The organism is Dolichospermum compactum NIES-806, from assembly GCF_002368115.1.
GTDB classification, from domain to species: domain Bacteria; phylum Cyanobacteriota; class Cyanobacteriia; order Cyanobacteriales; family Nostocaceae; genus Dolichospermum; species Dolichospermum compactum.
In genome coordinates this window covers 2,539,391-2,559,685 of record NZ_AP018316.1, presented here as the reverse complement: position 1 = coordinate 2,559,685, position 20,295 = coordinate 2,539,391, and the positions used below count along the sequence as shown (strand labels likewise).

Below are 20,295 nucleotides of genomic sequence, written 5' to 3'. Positions count from 1 at the left end.
CTTGTCATCCGTCTTTAGATATATTTTTTGATAGATGATGTTTTTCGTGTTTATTGTTACGTTATGCGTCCTACTTGTTCTAAATCTGATTTACCGGAAAAAATCTGTGTAGTATGTCAACGTCCCTTTACTTGGCGGAAAAAATGGCAAGATTGTTGGGATGAAGTGAAATATTGTTCAGAACGTTGCCGTCGTCGTCGTTCTCAGGCTAAAAATGATAGCTAGACCAACCAATAAATATATGGGCGCAGGCCCTGCGCCCCTACGAAGAAAATAAATGATTTTACAAATGCAACCTAAATTAATTATTCATGGTGGTGCTGGTAGTTCTCTCCAAGGTAAGGGGGGATTAATAGCAGTCCGCAACTCTCTGTCTCAGATTGTTGCGGAAGTTTATGCTCTTTTGCTAACGGGTGCAAGTGCGACTGAGGCTGTAGTTCGGGGTTGTCAGATGTTGGAAGATGAACCGCGCTTTAATGCTGGTACTGGTTCTGTCCTCCAATCTGATGGACAAATCCGCATGAGTGCTTCCATTATGGATGGTACAACGGGGCGGTTTAGTGGTGTAATTAATGTGTCACGAGTAAAGAATCCGATTGAAATGGCACTGTTTTTACAAGATGCTGATGATCGGGTTTTATCCGATTATGGTGCGGCTGAGTTAGCGCGGGAGTTGCAAATTCCTAGTTATAATGGTTTAACTGATTTGCGCTTGAAAGAGTGGACTCTAGAACGCCAGGATAATTTTAAAAGAACGATGGCTGGGGTAGTCGCAGAACCAGAAATGGCAGAAAGTTCTGGTAGGGGGACTATTGGTGTTGTGGCTTTAGATGGCTATGGTAAATTAGCGGCTGGTACTTCCACTGGGGGTAAAGGCTTTGAACGGATTGGGCGAGTCAGTGATTCGGCGATGCCAGCGGGTAATTATGCGACTAGTCAGGCGGCGGTTAGTTGTACGGGGATTGGGGAAGATATTATTGATGAGTGTTTAGCTGCTAAGGTTGTGGTGCGTGTGACTGATGGAATGTCACTACAGGAGGCTATGCAGCGATCATTTACGGAAGCTAAGAGGAATAATCGGGATTTTGGGGCGATCGCTCTTGATGCCACTGGTGCGATATCCTATGGTAAAACCTGTGAAGTATTACTAGCCGCCTACCATAATGGGGAAAACATTGGTGATACTTTGGAATGGAATGATCAAGAACTAATTGATAATTGGTAATTGGTAAAATTGGTAATTGGTAATTAGGAAAAGTCAAGATAAATATTTCCTTTATTTTCTTTTCCCTTTATCGTTCTTTGTGCTTTTGTGGTAAAAAAATGAATCTCCCAGTAACACAATCTTGGCAAGATGTTCGCGCAGCATTAAAGGCAATTTGGGGATATGACGATTTTCGTCCTCCTCAAAAAGAAATTGTTAACTGTTTAATATCACAAAAAGATGCTCTAATTATTATGCCCACTGGTGGGGGAAAGTCAATTTGTTTTCAACTTCCCGCCCTCCTAAAAACAGGATTGACTTTAATAGTTTCTCCTTTGGTGGCACTAATGGAAAACCAAGTTGAGGAATTACGGCAACTATCACAAAAAGCAGCACTTTTACATAGTGAATTAACTGTATCTCAACGCAATGCAACCTTGAAAGCTTTGGAAAAACAGCAATTAAGATTATTGTATTTATCACCAGAAACATTACTCAGTCCAGCAGTATGGCAAAAGTTGTGTAATCCTCAACTTAAAATTAATGGTTTAATTCTGGATGAAGCCCATTGTTTAGTGCAGTGGGGTGATACTTTTCGTCCGGCTTATCGGCGTTTAGGGGCTGTGCGTGAAGCTTTGCTAAAATCAAAACCACCAGGAACAAAAATTAGTATAGCAGCCTTTACGGCAACGGCTGATCCTTTAGGTCAAAAGATTATTTCTACAGTTTTAAAATTAGACAAACCGGATATTTTTCGGATTAATCCCTATCGAGAAAATTTAAATCCTCTTGTCCGAATTGCTTGGACTCCTAGAGGGAGAAAACAACAATTATTAAAGTTTATTCAAAACCGACCAAAGCAAGTTGGGTTAATTTATGTACGCACTCGAAGAGATAGTGAAGATTTAGCCAAATGGTTAACAGAAATTGGTTATCAAACTGCTAGTTATCACGCGGGATTGAGTCCAGGAGAACGCCGAGATATTGAAGCTAGTTGGTTAAGTGGAAAAATCCCTTTTGTGGTGTGTACCTGTGCTTTTGGCATGGGGATAAATAAATCTGATGTCCGCTGGGTTGTCCATTTTCATGCGCCACATTTATTGTCTGAATATGTGCAAGAAATAGGAAGGGCGGGAAGAGATGGAAAACCTGCTGATGTTTTAACTTTGGTAAGTGAACCGACGGGATTTTTAGATGCTGAGGATAAGCAAAGACAGAAGTTTTTTGCAGCACAAATGAAATTGCAACAACAAAAAGCTCAACAATTAGCGAAACAATTACCAACAAAAGGAGAAATAAATACTGTAATTAAAGAATTTCCCAATGGGGCTGTAGCACTTTCTCTTCTGCATAGTAATGGACAATTGGAATGGCTTGATCCTTTTCATTATTCTATGTCTTTGCAGTCAGGAAAACCACCAGAAACACAATTAGAAGCGGTTAAACAAATGAGTGAATATCTCACTACTAAAATGTGTCGTTGGCAGTTTTTATTAAATGCCTTTGGCTTTGCAACACAGACTGCTAATTGGCGTTGTGGACATTGTGATAATTGTGGCAATCAATTATCAGTCAGCAAGAAAAGTTAAGTTAATTCGGTTACAAGTATCCCGACTTCCGGGCGCAGTTCATACATTTTGGGCGCAGACCCTGCGCCCCTACTGACTCCTTAATTTTTAATTGATTCTGCTTGGCTACAATATTTATTTAATTGAACGCCTAGAGTATCTGATTCTTTACCGGCAGTTTTGGCGGCTGTTGTCAGTGCGGAATCAATTTCTTTTCTGGCTTTTTCAATTTTTGCTCTACCATCTGATGATGCCTCGGCTTTTTTAGTTTCCCCAAGTGCTTGAGAAGCTTTGGCTATGGCTTCACTAAGATGATCAAAGATTTTGATAAATTTGGTTTCAAATTCTTGCAATTTGGGATCTTTTAAATTTAATTCCTGAATGGATTTGGTGACATTTTTTAAGTCTTTGGATAATTGCAAGCTTGTTGATACTTGCTGACCTTTTTTTGTATCAATCAGTGATGTACCTTGATTGATAACTGTAACTAATCGCTGACATTGGGAGGTTTTAGTCTCGCTGCAACTAGTAATTAACAATGCAATGCTCAGGCTAACAGGAGCAATAACTGTATAACGGGAAAACAACATTAACGTCCCAAGAGCATTAAAATCTCATAAATAGTAGATCAAATGCTCACCAATTCGCAATTACGAATTTCTGTGTTGAGCAGTTTACCAATCTACTGGCAATCCTAATTTATCTAAGGTTTTGCCATCTTGCAACAGTGTTTGAATGTCGCTGTCTATTTGGATTTTACCCGTAGATAGCACTAAAGCCCGTTGAGTTACTCTTCCTAGCCAATTGAGATCATGGGAAGCTATTAACATCACTTGTACGGGCAATTTTAATAATACGTGAGCTAAATGTCGTCGCCATGCTGGGTCTAGTCCGTTGGTGGGTTCGTCTAAGATGAGAATGGCTGGATCTAGGGCTAAAATTGCTGCTAAGGCGGCTAAACGTCTTTGTCCTCCAGAAAGTTCATGAGCAGAACGATGGGCGTAAGCCTCTAATCCAAAGTCGGCTAATAGTTGATGGGCTTTATCTTTTGCAGCTATGGGCGAGACACCATAGTTAAGGGGTCCGAAAGTAACATCTTCCAAGATTGTGGGCATAAATAATTGGTCATTAGCATCTTGAAAGCTAAAACCAATTTGTTGCCGTATTTGTGGCAAGGTGTTTGGCAAAATGGGGATGCCGTTAATCCAGATTTTGCCAGTTTGGGGTTGTTTTAAGCCGATGAGGTTTTCTAATAAGGTGCTTTTTCCTGAGCCTGTAGCACCCATTAAAGCGACGCGATCGCCTGTTTGTAAACTAAAGGAAATTTCTTGTAATACGGGTTGCTGGTGCGAATAGGCATATACCAGATTTTGGACTTCAACGACATTGGTATGCGGTTGAGAGAGGGAAATTTGGGGATTAGAAGTTAAGGATGTCAAGATTCACCACTCAAATAACAGTAAGGTAGGAACTTAGGGTTAAACAAGTAGCTGTCACCCCAGCTATTAACAAGATAAAACGTTCTTTCGATTTGAGGGGGGAATCTATCGGTAATTGTCCATTATATCCACGGGCTACCATAGCAGCATAAACTCTTTCCGCTCTGTCGAGGGTGCGAAGATACAACGCCCCAATCATGGAAGCACTGGCATAGCGTAGCCATCCTGCTGCACCATTTAAACCGCGTAATTGGGCGCTGCGCTGCATTCGGGTGACTTCTGAGAGTAGTATTTCTAAATATTGCCCAGCTAAAATCAGGTTTTCCTTTAATGGTGCTGGTACTGGTAAGCTTTTGAGGGCAATACCGAAACTGTGGGGGGGTAAGGTTAATAAAAAACTATTCATGGTGATTAAACAAATTAAGGAACGCACAAGCAAAAAACTAGCTCGTTCCCATCCCAATGGTAAAGCCACCAATGATAGAAAAATTAATTCTGTACCCAGTAATCCGCCTAATTTGCGAATGGGTACTTTTAATATCCAAACCCAAACCAGAGCGATCGCCCCATATACTAGTAAATTAGACCAAGTATGATGTTTTAAAAAAGCTGCACCAATCACAATGATCAGGGACAATTGCAAGCGTAATGGCAAGGAAATTTTAAGCATTCTTCGGTTTTATAACTTTGGCAATTCCAAAAGCCACAGCAAAGCAAGCTGTAGAACCGACTAAGCCGGCAATACTTGTCCCGATTTGCCCTAAACCTTTAATCTCATAGTCAGCTAAGGGTGTTGGTACTACCACTCTGACTTGTTCAGCTAAGTTGATAAAACCCAGGGTTTCTGCTACTGTTTCTAAACCATCTGGCCAAGCAGAAGCAAATAGAGACAACACACCCGAAATCAGCAAAATACTGACAACGGGAACTAACCAGCCTCTAACTTTGTGTTCTTCACCTGGTAACAAATCTGGACGGGCTGTGGCTAGATAGGTTAATACACCCCCGGTAATTAATCCTTCTCCAATACCAATCAAAATATGTACACCTGCCATGGTAGGTAAAACTATGTTGGCTGGCGCTGTCCCGGAAAGGGCTAATTGAATGGCACAAGCTACGGCGGCGACAACTACGCTCACTCCCGCTGCTATGCCCGCTGCTAGGGGTAAACGCCCTTTAGCACCGCCCAATAGTCGTTGTAAGGTTTGGGTTAATCCCCAAGCTACCCAAACACTAATTACTCCCAAATTTAAAATATTTGCGCCCAAGGCAGTAATACCACCATCAGCAAATAGCACTGCTTGAATAATTAAAACTGTTGCTATACATAACATTCCCGCCCAAGGACTACCTAAAATAATCGCCGCCAACGCACCGCCGCATAAGTGGCCGCTAGTGCCTCCAGCTACGGGAAAATTAATCATTTGGGCTGCAAATATAAAGGCGGTGGTTAACCCTAGTAGGGGAGCGCGACGAATGCCAAAAGCTGTTTGCGATCGCTCAAAAGCTACAAATAAGGCGGCTGTACTGGCTAAACTGGTGGCTGCGGCTACTGGTACAGAAACAAATCCGTCGGGTATGTGCATGAAAATTCCTATTTCTTTTATGTGGTTTTTTGCAGTGCTAAAAGCAATATAACGACTAACAAAATTAATAGCAAACTAAAATTTATCTGTTCTGACAATAGCCTATTGGTAGATATTTTGGGATTTTATTTAGGATAATTTTTCAATAAAAAATACGTCAAATTATATATTTATTTTTTGAATTGTTAATATTTATAAATCTTTATGACATAAATTCATAATCGTTCATAATTATGAATTTATTAATTTTCTGGAGGATGCCAACCAGCAATTACCCAATAACTGCGAACTTCTAAAGCATCTGCATCATCACTTAAATGCAAAGCTTTAACAGTAGCTCTCCCAGTTGGTGTTTTACCCACAATTTATAATCCATATTTTGTCCAGGAAAAATGCTCAGACCAAATTTGAGTACGCGGGTTAAATAATTTAACTATTTCACCTTTTTCTGAATCAATATTTGTTATTTTATCACTTTTGTATCTATTACAAATAGGACAAGCTAACCATAAATTTGATTCATCATTACTACCACCTTTCGCTATAGGAATAATATGTTCTATTTCCAAACGTTGAGGACTCAAACAATAGCCACAACGATTTTGAGCATCTTTCCGAACACGACGTTCTATTTCAACAGGAATATAAAATCGAGCCATGACTGTTAATTAATTGCAGGTATTAGACCACGTTCAACAGCCACTTTTAAGGCTTTGGCTTTACGCACTAAACCACGTCGGTAAACCTGCATTAGTTCATCTAGTTGGCTATTTTCTATATCATTTAGTTGGTACAGAGGTAGGAATTGCCAATGAATTAGTTGAATTAGGTGTACCGAAAGAAGATATTGTTTTAGGTTTTCAATTGCCTTCTGTCCGAAAATATACAGATTTTGCTGTTAGTTAATTAAATCTCAATTATTAACATAATCTATGTTAATATACAAGCAACCTAGTGAAACCTAAGTTCAAAACTATGACCAATATTAATATTTCTGTACCTGAATCACTGAAAAGTTTTATTGATCACGAAATTGTTGAAGGTGGTTATAGTTCAGCGAGTGAATATTTACAACAGTTAATTATTCAAGAAGCACAAAGGAAAAGTAAAGCAAGTTTAGAGGAGTTTTTGATAACTCAGGAAGAATTGGAAAAGACTTTAGATGAATTAGCTGATAATTTTGCAGCTTTGGTGGGTGCAAATGCGCCTATTTTGTCAGATTATGCTGTTAGTCGTGAGAGTGTTTATGAAGACTATCTTTAATAGCTTTTTATAAATCATAATGATATTTGCAAGACAGAATAATCAATAAATCTTCTTCTATCTTGTAAACTAATCTATGTTCATTTGTAATTCGTCTTGACCAGTAACCTTGGAATTCATATTTTAGTGGTTCTGGTTTACCTATCCCAGAAAATGGTTCTCTTTGGATATCTTTAATTAATTCCAAAATTTTCTTAAAGACTTTTTTATCTTCTTTTCCCCACTCACCCAATTGTTCAAAAGCTTCTGGTTCAAATGCAACTTTTTTCATATTCATCTAAATCAACATAAATTAAGTTACCTTTACCTACATTTTCTATCGCTTTGAGCAGATGTTTTTTGTTAGCTTCTGATTTAAGAAGATAGGTAGTTTCATCTTCTTCAATATGTGATTCAACTAGAATAATAACTTCTACAACTGTCCCTGCTGGTAGTTCAGTCGTAGATAGTTCGATTTTGCCATCTTTACCGACAATAGCCTTTTGTTTAATTCCACTGAGCATAATTTTTAATTACTCTGATAAAGTCAGATGTACTCATTTTATTGTAACTCTATTATTTGTTTTTGCTGCTTGATAGGGAATACTAGAATAAATAGTCCTTGTCAGATAAAGGTGAGTTTTGACAAGTGGACTGGACAACAATACTCAAAGCACAGCAGACTGATTTTATTGCCAGAATTAAATCTGATAATAATTATTAATCCAAAATAACATATTGTCCTTCGTTCGTTTTAAGATTCCAAGGTAGCTTTTCTATACATATAAAATGCTCTTTTGGAAGAACATCAGTATAGTGAGCAGTATAGTTGTTAAAGAAACCAATGGGTGCAAGGTCTTTAAATAAAGACGACGTATCTTCGTTTTCCCAAAAACGCATCATTCGTGGAGACATAAAATTAAGTATATCTTCTTTTAATTTATTATCTGAACCACTTTCCTCTATAAAACGATTGGACATTACCTTAACGGAGTCGTTGCTAATATTTTCTAAAATTACATTTTCGTGTCCAGTAAGATTTTCTCTCTTTGCGATAGATTCATTTATATCTTTATTGTGACCATGTATCTCTACAAGCCTCATCTCTTTACCATCCCAGAACAAGAAGTCAATTTCACAAAATCCAACTTTATTTTTATTTTGTTGTCTTCTAGTGCCATTATCTCCTTTTTCCCATTTGGCTATAAAATTTTCTTTACTTGTGTATCCAACTGCATTAAAACTATAATAACTATAGTTGTTATTAGGGGTATAGTTATTAAGCTTCGTTTGCAAATCTTTAGCAGCAACACTTAAACGTACGCTATTTAGAGGCAGAAAAACCTGAAATAATACTCTACCATCATTAAAAGGATAAGGCGTTAATTCCTCAGTATCTATTATCTCTTGTTCTAGAAGGAATTGATAATTCTTATAATCTTCATAATTATAAGAATTATCCCCACCGTAACCGGATTTTACCAATTCTTGACGTGCAAGCTGTTCTATACCTGTTTTATAAAAATCATTTTTTTCATCTTTGAAATTTTTATAACAAAGGTCAAAATAAAACTTTAAAAAAATTTTTTCATATAGTGATTTATTCGTTTCCACATTATTTTGTTCAATATAAAAATCAATCAAATAATCGTAATATTTTTTAGCAGAAATATATTTTGGATCTCGATCACTTAAAAATCTAGGTTCTGTTATCGGGTCAACTTTCTGAGGAAATAAATTTGGTAGGTCAATTAATCTCAGACCAGACTGATTATCAAGATCAATCACAGCACAATTGTTATTAGTTTTCAAAAATACTCCTGTTAAAGAGCATTCACCGAACTCAACAGGACTTGGTTTTTTATCAACATAATTATATCCAAACGGTACTATAAGCAACCGATCAAGAAAAAAATAAGATGAACCATCTGCATGAAAAAATTTGATATTCATAGGATTATTGTATTTTAAATTTTGTGTAACTTACCTGTATAGGCAAGATACTGGTAATTGTATCATACACAGTTCTTCTTAAACCAATAATTTCAAAAATCACAGTGTCTTTATTTATATTATCTCATAAAAAATCCTGTAAATCCTTAAATCCTGGACATCCTGATTCAGACAAATAATTATATAATAGAAAATAAATATTCACCTTAATTAACTATGCAAACCACAGAATCACCCTTACAATTGCGGCTGTGGACTGTTGATGAATACCACAGAATGGCTGAAGCAGGAATATTTGAACCAAGTGAACGAGTAGAATTATTAGAAGGGAAAATAATTTGCATAGTTGCTAAAGGAATTTCTCACCGTTCAGCAATGGGAAGAACAAATAAATTATTACAAAAGCGTTTAGAAAATCAGGCTTGGATAGCTATTCAAGACCCTGTAAAATTAAATGAAAGGTCTGAACCAGAACCAGATATTGCTGTAGTGAAAATAGATCCGCTAGACTATGCAGATCATCATCCTACGCCAACAGAAATTTATTTAATTATCGAAGTTGCAGATAGCAGTTTAAAACTAGATACAGAAATAAAAGCTAAAGCTTATTCTCAAGCAGGAATTAAAGATTATTGGGTATTAGATGTAGTGAAACGCGAATTAATTGTATTTAGAAATCCCACAACAGAAGGTTATCAAAATCAAGAAATTATCACAGAACATCAAAACATATCTCCTTTAGATTTTCCTGATTTAGAAATTGTAGTTTCCCAGATGCTACCTCTTGTCTAAATCAGGTGGTTATCGAAGTAAGTCGAGATAATATCCAGGATTTAAGGATTTACAGTCATAAGCCCCCTCCTCGCTTGCGGGGAGGGGGTTGGGGGTGGGGTTCTTGTATGTCACTCAACAGATAACCGCTATAGTTAAATTTAACTATTAATTCAACTCTTTTATATCTACTTAATTTCCCCTAACTGGCAATTCTTTTCTATGCTGAATTAACAACCCAATTGCCATTCCCATACCCACAATAGCCGTAAAGTAAAATAACCCAATCAACCGGATATAAATGGGTGGTGCAATTCCCTCAACTTCCACAAATTTCGCTACCTTTACCGCTGGAAATTGACGTTGAGATTCAGGTAAAGAAACTGCTTCTACTTCCACCTTATGAGGTGCGCCATCAAAAAATTGTTCTTGCCATATTAACTTCCCTTCTGAATTAGGAAATCCCTGATAAGCAAAGACTGTTAAATTATCTTCCAATGCGATCGCACTCACTCGCAATCCGAGATCCTTAATAGCTGCCCCTGTAGTGCTATCCTTGACCTCTACTGCTAAATTTGCCAAAGTTCCCACAGTCGCCAGTTTATCCCCTGTAATCCTCAGTTCCATGCCCTGAGATTGGCTAATTGATGGGGCAATCTTCTCATTTTTGTGAGAATGTGCATCACCATGAGCCTCCGCAACTTCCGCCGTGATATTAATAAATAATAGCGTCACAATTGCCACTACAGTTAATGCACTTAACAACAACCGGACAGACTGCGGGGCAATTTCCCCCTCTTTGATTTCCTCTTGTCCACCAATTACCCAACCGCCTAACAATCCTAATGATAATAAAATCGCTACAATCACCGCAAAGAATTTATATTTAACAGGATTTTCTCTCACATTCAAATTCAAAGTTTGCTGATAACTAGCAAAAGCATTAGCAACTAAAGGAGAAACATTAACTTGAATTTGATAATTACCCCGAATTGGTAACATTTGCTCAAATTCTAACTTACCATTTGGTGCAGCCGCCTCCAGTTCTAATAACTTTGTTCCCTCAACAATGGGAAAATCCGTAGTTAATAAAGGATTGCGGGGAGGTGTAGAAATCTGTAATGTAATTAAGGCATTTGTTAATACTTTTCCGCCAGCGTCAACAGCTTGTAATGTGAAAGCAACCGGAGATTGTTTTCTATCTGTACCAGCTTCAAAAGGGAGAATTTTTTCTAAAGGTGGGTTTGTGGAAAGTAAAACTTGAGATTGGGACGTTTGAGAAACTCCCACCAAAGAATATAAAATTGATAAACAAATACAAGCAGCAATAATAACAGCAAACAGACGATATTTTCTCATAGGAAATTAGAATTTAACTGCAAACGAATATTTTATATTTAGCGAATGAATTTGAGTCTAATTTATTATTTATTTGGGCGATTATAAATCGCAGCTACACAGGATGAACCCTTAATTTTTCCTTAGTCCACGCAGGTGGACTTTGTTTGTGTAGAAGTAATTTCTAATCGCCCAATACGTTTAAAACTTTATGATAGTTTAATGACAAGCAACGCCTAAAGCATGGTGACGCGCTGAGTGTGCTGTGTTATGCGCTGGTGGATAGGTAGAGAAAAACACAGTCCAAATCACCAAAGAAGATAACATCATGTAAAGACTTACCTGTACAGGCTTAGAAAGGGTAATGCCCGCAGTTTTTTGTAATACTAAAGTCCGAGAAAAAGTGGTCATTTGTCAACTCCCATAAATAGTTGGGTTAATTTATCAAATTACAGTGTATTTTGCTACTTAGTCACAAAAAGATATTGTTAACACCAGCAGCTATTCTCAAAATCCTAGCACTTTATTCCATTTACTAGGCTGCAAGCATCATTTATTCTTTAGCCAACGGTAAATAAACCAATATATCAGGAATAGTCCTGAAAATTATTTTTCCAAGTTATTGACAATAATTCCTAATTTTTATATTATACCTAAAGCTAATTGCAAATTATTCGCAATTTCTTACATACCCATATCCCTATTAGTCTCATGTCTGACAACTTTACTTTCAGTAAAGATAAAATTTGGAGTCGTCGCCAACTGTTGCAAATAGGATTATCCGGCGCTGGAGTCCTAAGTGCAGTGGCAATTTGGCAGATGTTGAATACCAAAAATCATCCCAGTGTCAGAGTACCACCGATGGAAATGGCAGCATCTAATGGTGCTACTAACCCTATGCAGGTATTACGAGATTTTGATTATGGGACAATCAAGCAGGAAAATGGGCGCACAGTCCGCGAATTTCAGCTAACTGCTAGTACTTCCACCATTCAACTTAATAGTGCTGTCTCCTATAATATTTGGGATTTAAACGGGCGGATTCCAGGACCGACACTCCGGGCTAAAGAAGGGGAAAGAATAAGAATACTTTTTCTCAATAATGCTGGACATTCCCATTCTTTACATTTTCATGGAGTTCATCCTGCTGAAATGGATGGAATAAGACCTGTAAGTAATGGTAGAGCGACCATATATGAATTTGATGCCGAACCCTATGGTGTTCATTTATATCATTGTCATGTCGCCCCAGTTACTCGTCATATTGCGAAGGGATTATATGGAATGTTTATTATTGATCCACCTAAACCCCGTCCACTGGCTGATGAAATTGTTTTAATTATGTCTGGTTATGATGTAAATGATGATAACAAAAATGAATATTATGCTTTTAATGGTGTGCCGCATCATTATATGAACCATCCCATTCAGATTTATCAAAATCAGTTAATCCGGGTCTATGTTTTGAATATTATTGAATTTGATCCTGCTGTGACGTTTCATCTGCACGCTAACTTCTTTGATGTTTATCGTTCCGGTATGACAATGACACCCAGTGAAAAAACGGATGTTTTGACAATGGGTGTCGCTGAAAGGCATATTTTAGAGTTTGCGTTTCGCTATCCAGGTAAATATATGTTTCATCCTCATCAAGATGCGATCGCGGAAAGTGGGTGTATGGGACAGTTTGAAGTAGTCGCAGAAAAAGATTCCCAAAAACTAGTCAAAAAATCATAATCATATGTGATTTTAATTCATCTTCTTTTCCTAAATTAATAGAATCATCATGTTCAAGAACAAATAATTGTTTTTACAAAAATTTCATCACCTTAATACATAAGTTATAATTATCACCATTGCTTGAAAAAATAAAAACTTCATTTTGTTTAATGTTTCTTTTTTATCTACAAATATGTATACTTTAAGAAATAGAAAAATATGCTTGCATTATCAAATTTATACTGCATTATTGAGCGGAGTGAATTTTCCATAAATCGGTTTTAAGTGAATATTAACTTCTGCAATAAAGTACAATATTTCTGAGATTATTTACTGCGAGCAAATTTGGCTAATCATGCTGAAATGTGTATCTTTGTAATCAATGGAAAAAATACGAAATCGTCCTTCACTAAATTATTCCATAAAAATGTAATTTATACAACCCAAACACAGGAGCATCTATAGTGTTAGATTCGGGTATTGATTCAGGTTCAAAAGCTTTTCCTAAACAGCTAGATATTGCTAAAACTTCTGTATATGGTTTGAGCATTTTATCAGCAGGAATGTTTCTATTTTTGCCATTTTTTAACCTTTTACACCCTAGCCCTTGGCAGCGGTCAATAGGCACAATTCACGGCGTGGGAGCATTGTTAGCAGCAGTTGTGGCTGTGTATACAGGACATTTAGCTTTTCCCTTACTGCGAGGATCAAGCAAAATATTACCCCAAATGCGTACCTTAACATTTTGGTCAAGTGCGATCGCATTTTTAGGCATTGCTACAGGTAATTTAGTCTATATGCGTTACCGGGCAGGAATCGAATTTGGTGGTGCAAGAGCTTGGCTTAAAGAAAACTCCCCTTTAGTTCAATATTTACTCATGGAGTACCACGAATTTAGTGTTTTATTTACCTTGCCATTAGGGGTAGCTTGTACCTGCATTTTATAGCAATATAGTGAATCAATTTTAGAAAAACAAAACCGCCCCATTCTTACTGCTACCTGCGTGGCTTTAATGGCCATGATGTTTTACCCTATGGGTGGATTAGTTACTGGGCTTGGTATTGCTAAAATCCATGCTTTGTAATTAATTTGTCATTAAATATTTGAGGATGATTCTATGACTAGACAACCAAATTTATCTGAAGTTACCAGCGAATTAGAGCCTTTATATAGTCGCTTTTGGCAAACATTAAAAGGCTTTCCTAATTTTTTATCTCAAGGTTCAAATAATCCACCAACTGTTTCTGGACTTTACCAGTTGAAGGCAAATATTACTCAGGTTCTGCAAAGTAAAGACCCCATGCAGCTTCTGATACAAGCATTTGCAATGGAGTCTAATTAGTTTTTCTTGTTTTTAGTTTCTCGTTCCCAGGTGGCCACCTGGGAATGAGTACCTGATTTGAATTATAAGCTTTAATGCTTTGAATTTAGAGCCTTAATTTAAAAAAATGTGTAAATTATGCTCAGTTTATAAAAACTAGTTGACAAATACTTTCATTTATGATAAATATCTATAAACATCTATTAGTAATCTTTATTAGTTTTTGACTGGTTATTCAGAAAAGACTTTTACCAATCCCCAATTCTGGAGCAAAAATGATCAAACCCCGCTATTTATTCTTATCTATCGCTGCTTGTGCCATGATTTCCTTGAGTTCTTGTAGCAGCGACGCGCCAAAAGCAGATATTCAATCAACACCAAGTACAGCTACGTTAACAGAAACCAGCGCCCATAGCGGTCATAGTGGTAAAGCTAAAATTAATATCAATAATGCAATTTTATCGCAGTTAGATAAATTAGAAGCTACATTAGGAATTCCGGCTTTATCAAATAAGATTCAAGCAAACCGTCCCTACGCGAACCCAGCAGATTTAGTCAGTAAAAAAGTTATTACTCAACCCCAGTTTGATCAAATAAAAGACATGGTGACAGTTGAGGAAGTTGTCCTCACAGGTGAAGCGAAAGATATTGACTACATGACCAAATTGGGATTAATGAAAGGGCATCTTTTAGTAGCCAAAGAATTATTAGATCAAAATCAACCTAAACAGGCTCAACCCCATATTGGACACCCAGTTGAGGAGATTTATATTGATGTTGAAGAACAACTGGAAGAACGCAAAGTTAAAGAATTTAAAAGTGATTTGGTAAGCTTAACCGATTTAGTTAAATCTAATCCCAAGGATGCCAAAATTAAAACTAACTTTACCACTTCCGTGCAAGCTGTGGATAGTGCGATCGCTGCTTTACCAACCGCAGAACGTAGCAAACCCGAATTTGTTCTTCAAGTCATCAACGGGTTACTAGATGCCGCTAACTCAGAATATGGTGCAGCAGTGGTAAAGGGTAAAATAACCGAACCAATAGAATATCAAGATTCTCGTGGCTTTGTCGTCTATTCCCAAGAACTATATAAAGGTATTTCTAGCCAAATGTTGCAAGAACATCCTGAAGCACACAAAGCCATAGATACAGCTTTTGTGGAACTAGTCAAAGTTTGGCCTACTGCTATCCCTCCAGTACAAGCAGTCAACACTCCAGAAAATGTTACTAAGCTAGTAAAAACCATTGAGGAAAATACTCAAAAAGTGCGCACAAAAACTAGCACTAAAGCACAAAATTAGTATTTTCACACCATTGGAAGTCCAGAATAAGACGTTTAAAATGGTGAGTAAGAGAGAAAATAGTTAAAAACTAAAAGTGAAACAAGTTTGGGGTTTCAAAACCTGAAAAAAGTATAACTGCTCACTAATAATTGGTAGCTAAAGACTCTCCTTATGTAACTTTGCTCAACTTAACAACTAATGCAAGAACTCGACAGCCAAAAGACAATTGATATCCTCAACGCCATTATGGAATTTGAACTAGCAGGGGTAGTTCGCTACACCCATTATTCCTTGATGGTGACAGGTCCAAATCGTATACCTATTGTGGCATTCTTCAAAGCTCAAGCCACAGAATCGTTACTTCATGCCCAACAAGTAGGAGAAATTCTCACCGGTTTAGAAGGACATCCTACTTTGAGAATTGCCCCAATGGAAGAAACTTTCAAACATAACGTTAAGGATATCTTGCAAGAAAGTTTATCCCATGAAAAGAAAGCTTTAGATATGTACAAAAGTCTCCTAGAAACTGTAACTAATGCTAGTATCTATTTAGAAGAATTTGCACGTGGCATGATAGGTCAAGAAGAAATGCACAATCTCGAACTCAAAAAAATGTTACGCGATTTCAGCTAATAAAGCAGGAGTCAGGAGTCAGGAGTCAGGAGTCAGGAGTCAGGAGGAAGAAAGAAAGAAGAAGGAAAACCACTGACAACTGACAACTAACAACTGACAACTAACAACTAACAACTAACAACTGACTAATAAAATGAATTTTAGTACCGCTCTACCTACTTTTGTAATTACCCTCAGAGAAGGTGTAGAAGCCGCTCTAGTTGTGGGTATTGTCCTCGCATTATTAAAAAAAGCCAAACAATCTCGATTGAACCCTTGGGTTTATGCTGGTGTTATTGTTGGTATTATAGTTAGTGGCTTAATCGGTATTTTATTTACGGGGATCATTAAATTCTTAGGATCTATTAATCCTCAATATACCTCCGTTGTTGAGCCAACATTAGAAGGTATATTTAGTGTTTTAGCTATAGTTATGCTCAGTTGGATGCTTATCTGGATGACAAAACAAGCCAGATTTATGAAAGCACAAGTTGAGGGAGCAGTCACAGACGCATTAGGCAAAAACTCAAATGCTGCTTGGGGAGTTTTTAGTTTAATTTTAGTCGCTATTGTCCGCGAGGGATTTGAAACTGTTTTATTTGTTGCAGCCAATTTTCAACAAGGTTTATTACCAAGTTTAGGCGCACTGGGTGGTTTAGCAACAGCCGCAGCTATTGGGGTTCTATTATTTAAATGGGGTGTGAAAATTAATATCCGCCAATTTTTCCAAGTCATGGGCGTTTTATTAATATTAATTGTTTCTGGCTTAGTAGTTTCCGGGTTACAACATTTTGATGAAGCTACAGCTAATCTGGCTGTAAGTAGTCGTTCTTCAGAAAATCTTTGTTTCTATTATGAACACTTTACCAGAATTCACTCTTGCATCTTAGGTCCAATAGTTTGGAATACCGAAAAAATCTTATCTGATGAACAGTTCCCTGGTATCATTCTTAAATCATTATTTGGTTATAGGGACAAAATCTATATTGTTCAAGCTGTGGGATATTTGGTATTTCTTATCAGTATTGGTGGGCTATATTTCCGCAGCATTAGAGGTGGAAATAATCAACCTAGCAAAAATAAAGTTATGACTAGTACAGCCAGTAGGAATTAAAAATAAAAGACGGGTAATCAGGGAAAGGGTCAAATTTTTGCCTGTTCCCTGTTTCCTATATCTTGCATTTTACTCCGAAATATGAAAAGTCGAACTAATTATAGGCTCTGACATTTCCGAAATAGGCGAGACTGACTTGGGACGTATTGGAGTAGTATTACTCAATACGGCGATAAGTTGCAATAAAAATGTAATAAAGGCTGCTTGTATAAGTTTTTCTAGCATAATACCCCTCTCTTTATTTATATGGATGGGACTTCCATAGGAACTTGTTATTCTAAATACACTTTGCGTTATTGGTTTATCGGATTCGGTGAATATAATTTGAGAATATCCCAGAAATCTGTTAAAGAATGTGATCTAGCTCTCTCTTTATATGTACCTAATAACTGAGACGGTTGTTTTTCTAAAAAGTGTCCTGGTAATACAAATTTATTTTTAAATTTACGGAAATAGATAATTCTATCCCACATTCCGCACCCACAACTGTCACACCCCAAGGAAAGGGATGTATTTAGTACATAAGAACTAATTGCCGAGAGAATTTTTTGAAGCCAAATAGAAATTATTCTTATTAAGGTACAAGTACAGTTAAATATTCACGACTAAGTATAAAATTATTGGTTCTAAGGTTATTTTGATAGAAAACGTAGTTCAAAATCATTGAAAGGTTTGTACTCAATTACGATGAAAAACCTCAAAAGATGTCCTGATTCACTCCAAAAATGAGAAAATACAAAACAGATGCTTTCGTGGAGTTTCTGTTGTTATGTTTAATGTAAAAGACATTGAATTGAAGAAGATTGACCATTTGGGGATAGTAGCAGGAATAGTAGATTCAATTGGGATAGTAGAAATAATTAATAATTTACTAGGGTCAGAACCAGAAGAAAAAGTCAGTGCGGGTCAGGTAGTAAAGGCGATGATTTTAAATGGCTTAAGCATGATGTCACAGCCTTTATATATGTTCCCAACATTCTTTGAATTAATCGCTTGTGAACACTTAATTGGTGTAGGAGTAAAACCAGAATATCTGAATGATGATAAGCTGGGGAGAGTATTAGATAAATTATTTATAAAAGGACTAGATACAGTATTTTTAGCAGTCAGTTTAAATACGGTTGAAATATATCAAATATCACTGTCATCATCACACTTGGATTCAACATCATTTCATGTAGATGGAGAATATGAAAATAGTTTACCATCTGTGATATTTAAAAATAAAAAAGAATCAGGTTCATTAGAAAAAGAAAATGAAGAGAGTCAATCACCCCAAGCGATAAAACTAACTTACGGTTATTCGCGTGACCATCGTCCAGATCTAAAACAATTTATTACACAATTAATATGTTCAGGAGATGGAGATATACCAATATATATAAAAGCAGTGTCAGGAAATGAAGTTGATTCTAAAAAGTTTGGAGAAATTGCAGTCGAATATCAAAAAAGAATACAAGTTGATAGTTTAATAGTAGCAGATAGCGCATTATACACAGAATCAAATATTCAGCTAATGAGGAATATCAAATGGTTGACTAGAGTACCACTGAGGATAAAATCAGCAAAAAACTTAGTGGTGAGTTTAACAGAATCAGAATTTGTGAAAAGTGAAAAACCAGGATATTCATATGCACAAAAGAAAATAAATTATGGAGACATAGAACAAAGATGGTTAATTGTACAAAGTCAAGATAGAAAAAAATCTGACTTGAAGAAATTATCAAAGAAAATAGAAAAAGCTTTGATAAATACTCAAACTAAGTTAAAAAAAATAGCACAAGAAAAATTTGCTTGCGCTGCTGATGCTAGAAAAGAATTAATCAGAAAAAGTAAAGAATTTAAATATCATCAGATAGCAAATATCGAAATTACGGAAAAAACTCCCAACATCAAAGAAGAAAATAAATCAAAATACTATCAATTTTAATTGAACTATTTGGCTCATTAATCAAATAAATTAATGTTCTGAAATTTTCATGGCGTTTTTAACTTTATTTTTAGATAAGCATAAGTTACAATGATGTATTGAGAACATCAACATAAAATTATATTATTAAAAATCTCTACCAAACCACTCTTATATTTATTGCTCCTTATTGAGAAGATAGCTAATAAATTTTCCTATCCAAAATCTATTTTTTTTTGAGCCAAAGGTAATTTTTTACTCCTTTCTCATGAAGTAAATTCCGTAATAACCGATTGTGACAGTTAAGGGTGCGGAATGTGGGTTCTATTACTCCAGTTACTCAATTATTAAAAACCGTATAAATACTGATATTTACGTAAAATATATTTCTTCACTAAAAATTCTATCTGTTCTCTTTACCCAGTCTCTTTGAATGTTAATTGGCAATTTCAACACAATAAGCCTTTGTCACCGATAGAATAAATGAAAAATAGCTAAAAACACGCTAAATGATTCCTATCGTTATTGAACAATCGGGTCGAGGCGAACGTGCCTTTGATATCTATTCACGGCTGTTGCGTGAGCGGATTATTTTTTTGGGAGAACAGGTTGATAGCAATCTGGCTAACTTGATTGTTGCCCAACTGCTGTTTTTAGATTCTGAGGATGCGGAGAAGGACATATATATGTACATTAATTCTCCTGGTGGTTCAGTAACAGCGGGCATGGGCATTTTTGATACAATGAAGCATATCCGCCCTGATATTTGTACAATTTGTACTGGATTAGCCGCAAGTATGGGAGCTTTTCTCCTCAGCGCGGGTACAAAGGGTAAGCGGATGAGTTTACCTCATTCACGGATTATGATTCACCAACCTCTCGGTGGCGCACAAGGACAGGCGACTGATATTGCGATTCAAGCCCGCGAAATTTTGTATCACAAGCAGCGGCTGAATGAATATCTTGCTGAACATACTGGACAACCTTTTGAGCGGATTTCTGAAGATACAGAACGTGATTTCTTTATGTCTCCAGCCGAAGCTAGGGACTATGGTTTGATTGACCAAGTAATTGACCGTCATGCTGCAGGTAGTCGTCCTGTGGCTTTAGTTTAGTTATTGGTCATTAGTTATTGGTCATTGGTCATTGGTCTTTGGTCTTTGGTCTTTGGTCTTTGGTCATTGGTCTTTGGTCATTGGTCATTGGTCTTTGGTCTTTGGTCTTTGGTCTTT

Annotated in this window: 22 protein-coding genes and 2 pseudogenes; 14 read left to right on the top strand and 10 right to left on the bottom strand. The window is 36.6% G+C overall.

Features of this window, described 5'->3' with window-relative positions:
- Positions 1–63: 63 nt before the first annotated feature.
- From CA730_RS12260 to CA730_RS12250, 3 genes are all read left to right on the top strand, one after another.
- Positions 64–225, top strand: coding sequence for a DUF2256 domain-containing protein (locus CA730_RS12260; RefSeq protein ID WP_096667596.1), 162 nt, complete (start codon positions 64–66; stop codon positions 223–225).
- A 52-nt stretch (positions 226–277) separates the two neighbouring features.
- Positions 278–1,225, top strand: a complete 948-nt coding sequence (locus tag CA730_RS12255; protein ID WP_096667594.1) for an isoaspartyl peptidase/L-asparaginase — start codon at positions 278–280, stop codon at positions 1,223–1,225.
- A 98-nt stretch (positions 1,226–1,323) separates the two neighbouring features.
- Positions 1,324–2,793 carry a RecQ family ATP-dependent DNA helicase gene (locus CA730_RS12250; protein WP_096667592.1) on the top strand — a complete coding sequence of 490 codons (1,470 nt, stop codon included), beginning with the start codon at positions 1,324–1,326 and terminating at the stop codon, positions 2,791–2,793.
- 80 nt (positions 2,794–2,873) lie between these two features.
- Here the strand turns inward: CA730_RS12250 and CA730_RS12245 are convergent, their stop codons facing one another.
- The 5 genes from CA730_RS12245 to CA730_RS12225 all read right to left on the bottom strand — a co-directional run bounded on the left by CA730_RS12245 (position 2,874) and on the right by CA730_RS12225 (position 6,456).
- A complete protein-coding gene (locus CA730_RS12245; protein WP_096667590.1) occupies positions 2,874–3,362 on the bottom strand; it encodes a hypothetical protein in 489 nt (162 codons plus the stop codon).
- A gap of 84 nt (positions 3,363–3,446) precedes the next feature.
- Positions 3,447–4,211: an energy-coupling factor ABC transporter ATP-binding protein gene (locus CA730_RS12240; RefSeq protein WP_096667588.1), complete on the bottom strand. Its 765-nt coding sequence runs from the start codon at positions 4,209–4,211 to the stop codon at positions 3,447–3,449.
- Positions 4,212–4,221: 10 nt separating this feature from the next.
- Positions 4,222–4,881, bottom strand: a complete 660-nt coding sequence (locus CA730_RS12235) for an energy-coupling factor transporter transmembrane component T family protein (protein WP_096667586.1) — start codon at positions 4,879–4,881, stop codon at positions 4,222–4,224.
- A complete protein-coding gene (locus tag CA730_RS12230) occupies positions 4,874–5,797 on the bottom strand; it encodes an energy-coupling factor ABC transporter permease (protein ID WP_096667584.1) in 924 nt (307 codons plus the stop codon). The genes CA730_RS12235 and CA730_RS12230 overlap by 8 nt, the downstream gene beginning before the upstream one ends.
- Positions 5,798–6,162: 365 nt before the next feature.
- The gene (locus tag CA730_RS12225; protein WP_231940098.1) at positions 6,163–6,456 is read right to left on the bottom strand and encodes an HNH endonuclease; all 294 of its coding nucleotides are present in this window, start codon (positions 6,454–6,456) and stop codon (positions 6,163–6,165) included.
- Between the two features lie 130 nt (positions 6,457–6,586).
- Between CA730_RS12225 and CA730_RS25165 the strand changes: the two are divergent.
- Both CA730_RS25165 and CA730_RS12215 read left to right on the top strand, forming a co-directional pair.
- A pseudogene (locus CA730_RS25165) lies at positions 6,587–6,703 on the top strand (element excision factor XisI family protein); the annotation flags it as partial.
- Positions 6,704–6,772: 69 nt separating this feature from the next.
- Entirely contained in the window at positions 6,773–7,060 is a 288-nt protein-coding gene (locus tag CA730_RS12215) for a type II toxin-antitoxin system ParD family antitoxin (RefSeq protein WP_096667580.1), read from the top strand.
- Positions 7,061–7,067: 7 nt separating this feature from the next.
- On the opposite strand, the gene CA730_RS12210 is transcribed toward CA730_RS12215, so the two are convergent.
- The 3 genes from CA730_RS12210 to CA730_RS12200 form a co-directional block, all read right to left on the bottom strand.
- Positions 7,068–7,331 carry a Txe/YoeB family addiction module toxin gene (locus tag CA730_RS12210; protein WP_096667578.1) on the bottom strand — a complete coding sequence of 88 codons (264 nt, stop codon included), beginning with the start codon at positions 7,329–7,331 and terminating at the stop codon, positions 7,068–7,070.
- On the bottom strand, positions 7,312–7,563 hold the full coding sequence (locus tag CA730_RS12205) for a type II toxin-antitoxin system Phd/YefM family antitoxin (protein WP_096667576.1): 252 nt from the start codon (positions 7,561–7,563) through the stop codon (positions 7,312–7,314). The genes CA730_RS12210 and CA730_RS12205 overlap by 20 nt, the downstream gene beginning before the upstream one ends.
- A 196-nt stretch (positions 7,564–7,759) precedes the next feature.
- The gene (locus tag CA730_RS12200; RefSeq protein WP_096667573.1) at positions 7,760–8,992 is read right to left on the bottom strand and encodes a hypothetical protein; all 1,233 of its coding nucleotides are present in this window, start codon (positions 8,990–8,992) and stop codon (positions 7,760–7,762) included.
- A gap of 216 nt (positions 8,993–9,208) precedes the next feature.
- Here CA730_RS12200 and CA730_RS12195 point away from each other — a divergent pair, with 216 nt between their 5' ends.
- Entirely contained in the window at positions 9,209–9,784 is a 576-nt protein-coding gene (locus CA730_RS12195; RefSeq protein WP_096667571.1) for a Uma2 family endonuclease, read from the top strand.
- 171 nt (positions 9,785–9,955) lie between these two features.
- On the opposite strand, the gene CA730_RS12190 is transcribed toward CA730_RS12195, so the two are convergent.
- Both CA730_RS12190 and CA730_RS12185 read right to left on the bottom strand, forming a co-directional pair.
- Positions 9,956–11,122 carry a hypothetical protein gene (locus CA730_RS12190; protein WP_096667569.1) on the bottom strand — a complete coding sequence of 389 codons (1,167 nt, stop codon included), beginning with the start codon at positions 11,120–11,122 and terminating at the stop codon, positions 9,956–9,958.
- Positions 11,123–11,320: 198 nt separating this feature from the next.
- The gene (locus tag CA730_RS12185) at positions 11,321–11,512 is read right to left on the bottom strand and encodes a CbtB domain-containing protein (protein ID WP_072033599.1); all 192 of its coding nucleotides are present in this window, start codon (positions 11,510–11,512) and stop codon (positions 11,321–11,323) included.
- Between the two features lie 300 nt (positions 11,513–11,812).
- On the opposite strand from CA730_RS12185, the gene CA730_RS12180 reads away from it, so the two are divergent.
- The 8 genes and pseudogenes from CA730_RS12180 to clpP all read left to right on the top strand — a co-directional run bounded on the left by CA730_RS12180 (position 11,813) and on the right by clpP (position 20,178).
- Positions 11,813–12,838, top strand: coding sequence for a multicopper oxidase domain-containing protein (locus CA730_RS12180; RefSeq protein WP_096667567.1), 1,026 nt, complete (start codon positions 11,813–11,815; stop codon positions 12,836–12,838).
- Between the two features lie 446 nt (positions 12,839–13,284).
- Positions 13,285–13,767 carry a hypothetical protein gene (locus tag CA730_RS12175; RefSeq protein ID WP_231940096.1) on the top strand — a complete coding sequence of 161 codons (483 nt, stop codon included), beginning with the start codon at positions 13,285–13,287 and terminating at the stop codon, positions 13,765–13,767.
- Positions 13,768–13,938: 171 nt separating this feature from the next.
- Positions 13,939–14,163 (top strand): hypothetical protein, encoded by a 225-nt coding sequence (locus CA730_RS12170; RefSeq protein ID WP_096667565.1) that lies wholly within the window; start codon positions 13,939–13,941, stop codon positions 14,161–14,163.
- Between the two features lie 254 nt (positions 14,164–14,417).
- Complete coding sequence (locus CA730_RS12165) at positions 14,418–15,446, top strand: ComEA family DNA-binding protein (RefSeq protein WP_096667563.1); 1,029 nt, start codon at positions 14,418–14,420, stop codon at positions 15,444–15,446.
- 180 nt (positions 15,447–15,626) lie between these two features.
- Entirely contained in the window at positions 15,627–16,061 is a 435-nt protein-coding gene (locus CA730_RS12160; protein ID WP_096667561.1) for a ferritin-like domain-containing protein, read from the top strand.
- Positions 16,062–16,194: 133 nt separating this feature from the next.
- Positions 16,195–17,154, top strand: coding sequence for an FTR1 family iron permease (locus CA730_RS12155; RefSeq protein ID WP_096667559.1), 960 nt, complete (start codon positions 16,195–16,197; stop codon positions 17,152–17,154).
- Positions 17,155–17,923: 769 nt separating this feature from the next.
- Positions 17,924–19,078, top strand: a pseudogene (locus CA730_RS12145) (IS1634 family transposase); the annotation flags it as partial.
- Between the two features lie 494 nt (positions 19,079–19,572).
- The gene (gene clpP / locus CA730_RS12140; RefSeq protein ID WP_096667553.1) at positions 19,573–20,178 is read left to right on the top strand and encodes an ATP-dependent Clp endopeptidase proteolytic subunit ClpP; all 606 of its coding nucleotides are present in this window, start codon (positions 19,573–19,575) and stop codon (positions 20,176–20,178) included.
- The last annotated feature ends 117 nt before the right edge of the window (positions 20,179–20,295 follow it).

Coding starts and splice junctions, on each gene's coding strand:
- CA730_RS12260 (WP_096667596.1), top strand. CDS start 64: ATGCGTCCTACTTGTTCTAAATCTGATTTACCGGAAAAAATCTGTGTA.
- CA730_RS12255 (WP_096667594.1), top strand. CDS start 278: ATGATTTTACAAATGCAACCTAAATTAATTATTCATGGTGGTGCTGGT.
- CA730_RS12250 (WP_096667592.1), top strand. CDS start 1,324: ATGAATCTCCCAGTAACACAATCTTGGCAAGATGTTCGCGCAGCATTA.
- CA730_RS12245 (WP_096667590.1), bottom strand. CDS start 3,362: ATGTTGTTTTCCCGTTATACAGTTATTGCTCCTGTTAGCCTGAGCATT.
- CA730_RS12235 (WP_096667586.1), bottom strand. CDS start 4,881: ATGCTTAAAATTTCCTTGCCATTACGCTTGCAATTGTCCCTGATCATT.
- CA730_RS12230 (WP_096667584.1), bottom strand. CDS start 5,797: ATGCACATACCCGACGGATTTGTTTCTGTACCAGTAGCCGCAGCCACC.
- CA730_RS12225 (WP_231940098.1), bottom strand. CDS start 6,456: ATGGCTCGATTTTATATTCCTGTTGAAATAGAACGTCGTGTTCGGAAA.
- CA730_RS12215 (WP_096667580.1), top strand. CDS start 6,773: ATGACCAATATTAATATTTCTGTACCTGAATCACTGAAAAGTTTTATT.
- CA730_RS12210 (WP_096667578.1), bottom strand. CDS start 7,331: ATGAAAAAAGTTGCATTTGAACCAGAAGCTTTTGAACAATTGGGTGAG.
- CA730_RS12205 (WP_096667576.1), bottom strand. CDS start 7,563: ATGCTCAGTGGAATTAAACAAAAGGCTATTGTCGGTAAAGATGGCAAA.
- CA730_RS12200 (WP_096667573.1), bottom strand. CDS start 8,992: ATGAATATCAAATTTTTTCATGCAGATGGTTCATCTTATTTTTTTCTT.
- CA730_RS12195 (WP_096667571.1), top strand. CDS start 9,209: ATGCAAACCACAGAATCACCCTTACAATTGCGGCTGTGGACTGTTGAT.
- CA730_RS12190 (WP_096667569.1), bottom strand. CDS start 11,122: ATGAGAAAATATCGTCTGTTTGCTGTTATTATTGCTGCTTGTATTTGT.
- CA730_RS12185 (WP_072033599.1), bottom strand. CDS start 11,512: ATGACCACTTTTTCTCGGACTTTAGTATTACAAAAAACTGCGGGCATT.
- CA730_RS12180 (WP_096667567.1), top strand. CDS start 11,813: ATGTCTGACAACTTTACTTTCAGTAAAGATAAAATTTGGAGTCGTCGC.
- CA730_RS12170 (WP_096667565.1), top strand. CDS start 13,939: ATGACTAGACAACCAAATTTATCTGAAGTTACCAGCGAATTAGAGCCT.
- CA730_RS12165 (WP_096667563.1), top strand. CDS start 14,418: ATGATCAAACCCCGCTATTTATTCTTATCTATCGCTGCTTGTGCCATG.
- CA730_RS12160 (WP_096667561.1), top strand. CDS start 15,627: ATGCAAGAACTCGACAGCCAAAAGACAATTGATATCCTCAACGCCATT.
- CA730_RS12155 (WP_096667559.1), top strand. CDS start 16,195: ATGAATTTTAGTACCGCTCTACCTACTTTTGTAATTACCCTCAGAGAA.
- clpP (WP_096667553.1), top strand. CDS start 19,573: ATGATTCCTATCGTTATTGAACAATCGGGTCGAGGCGAACGTGCCTTT.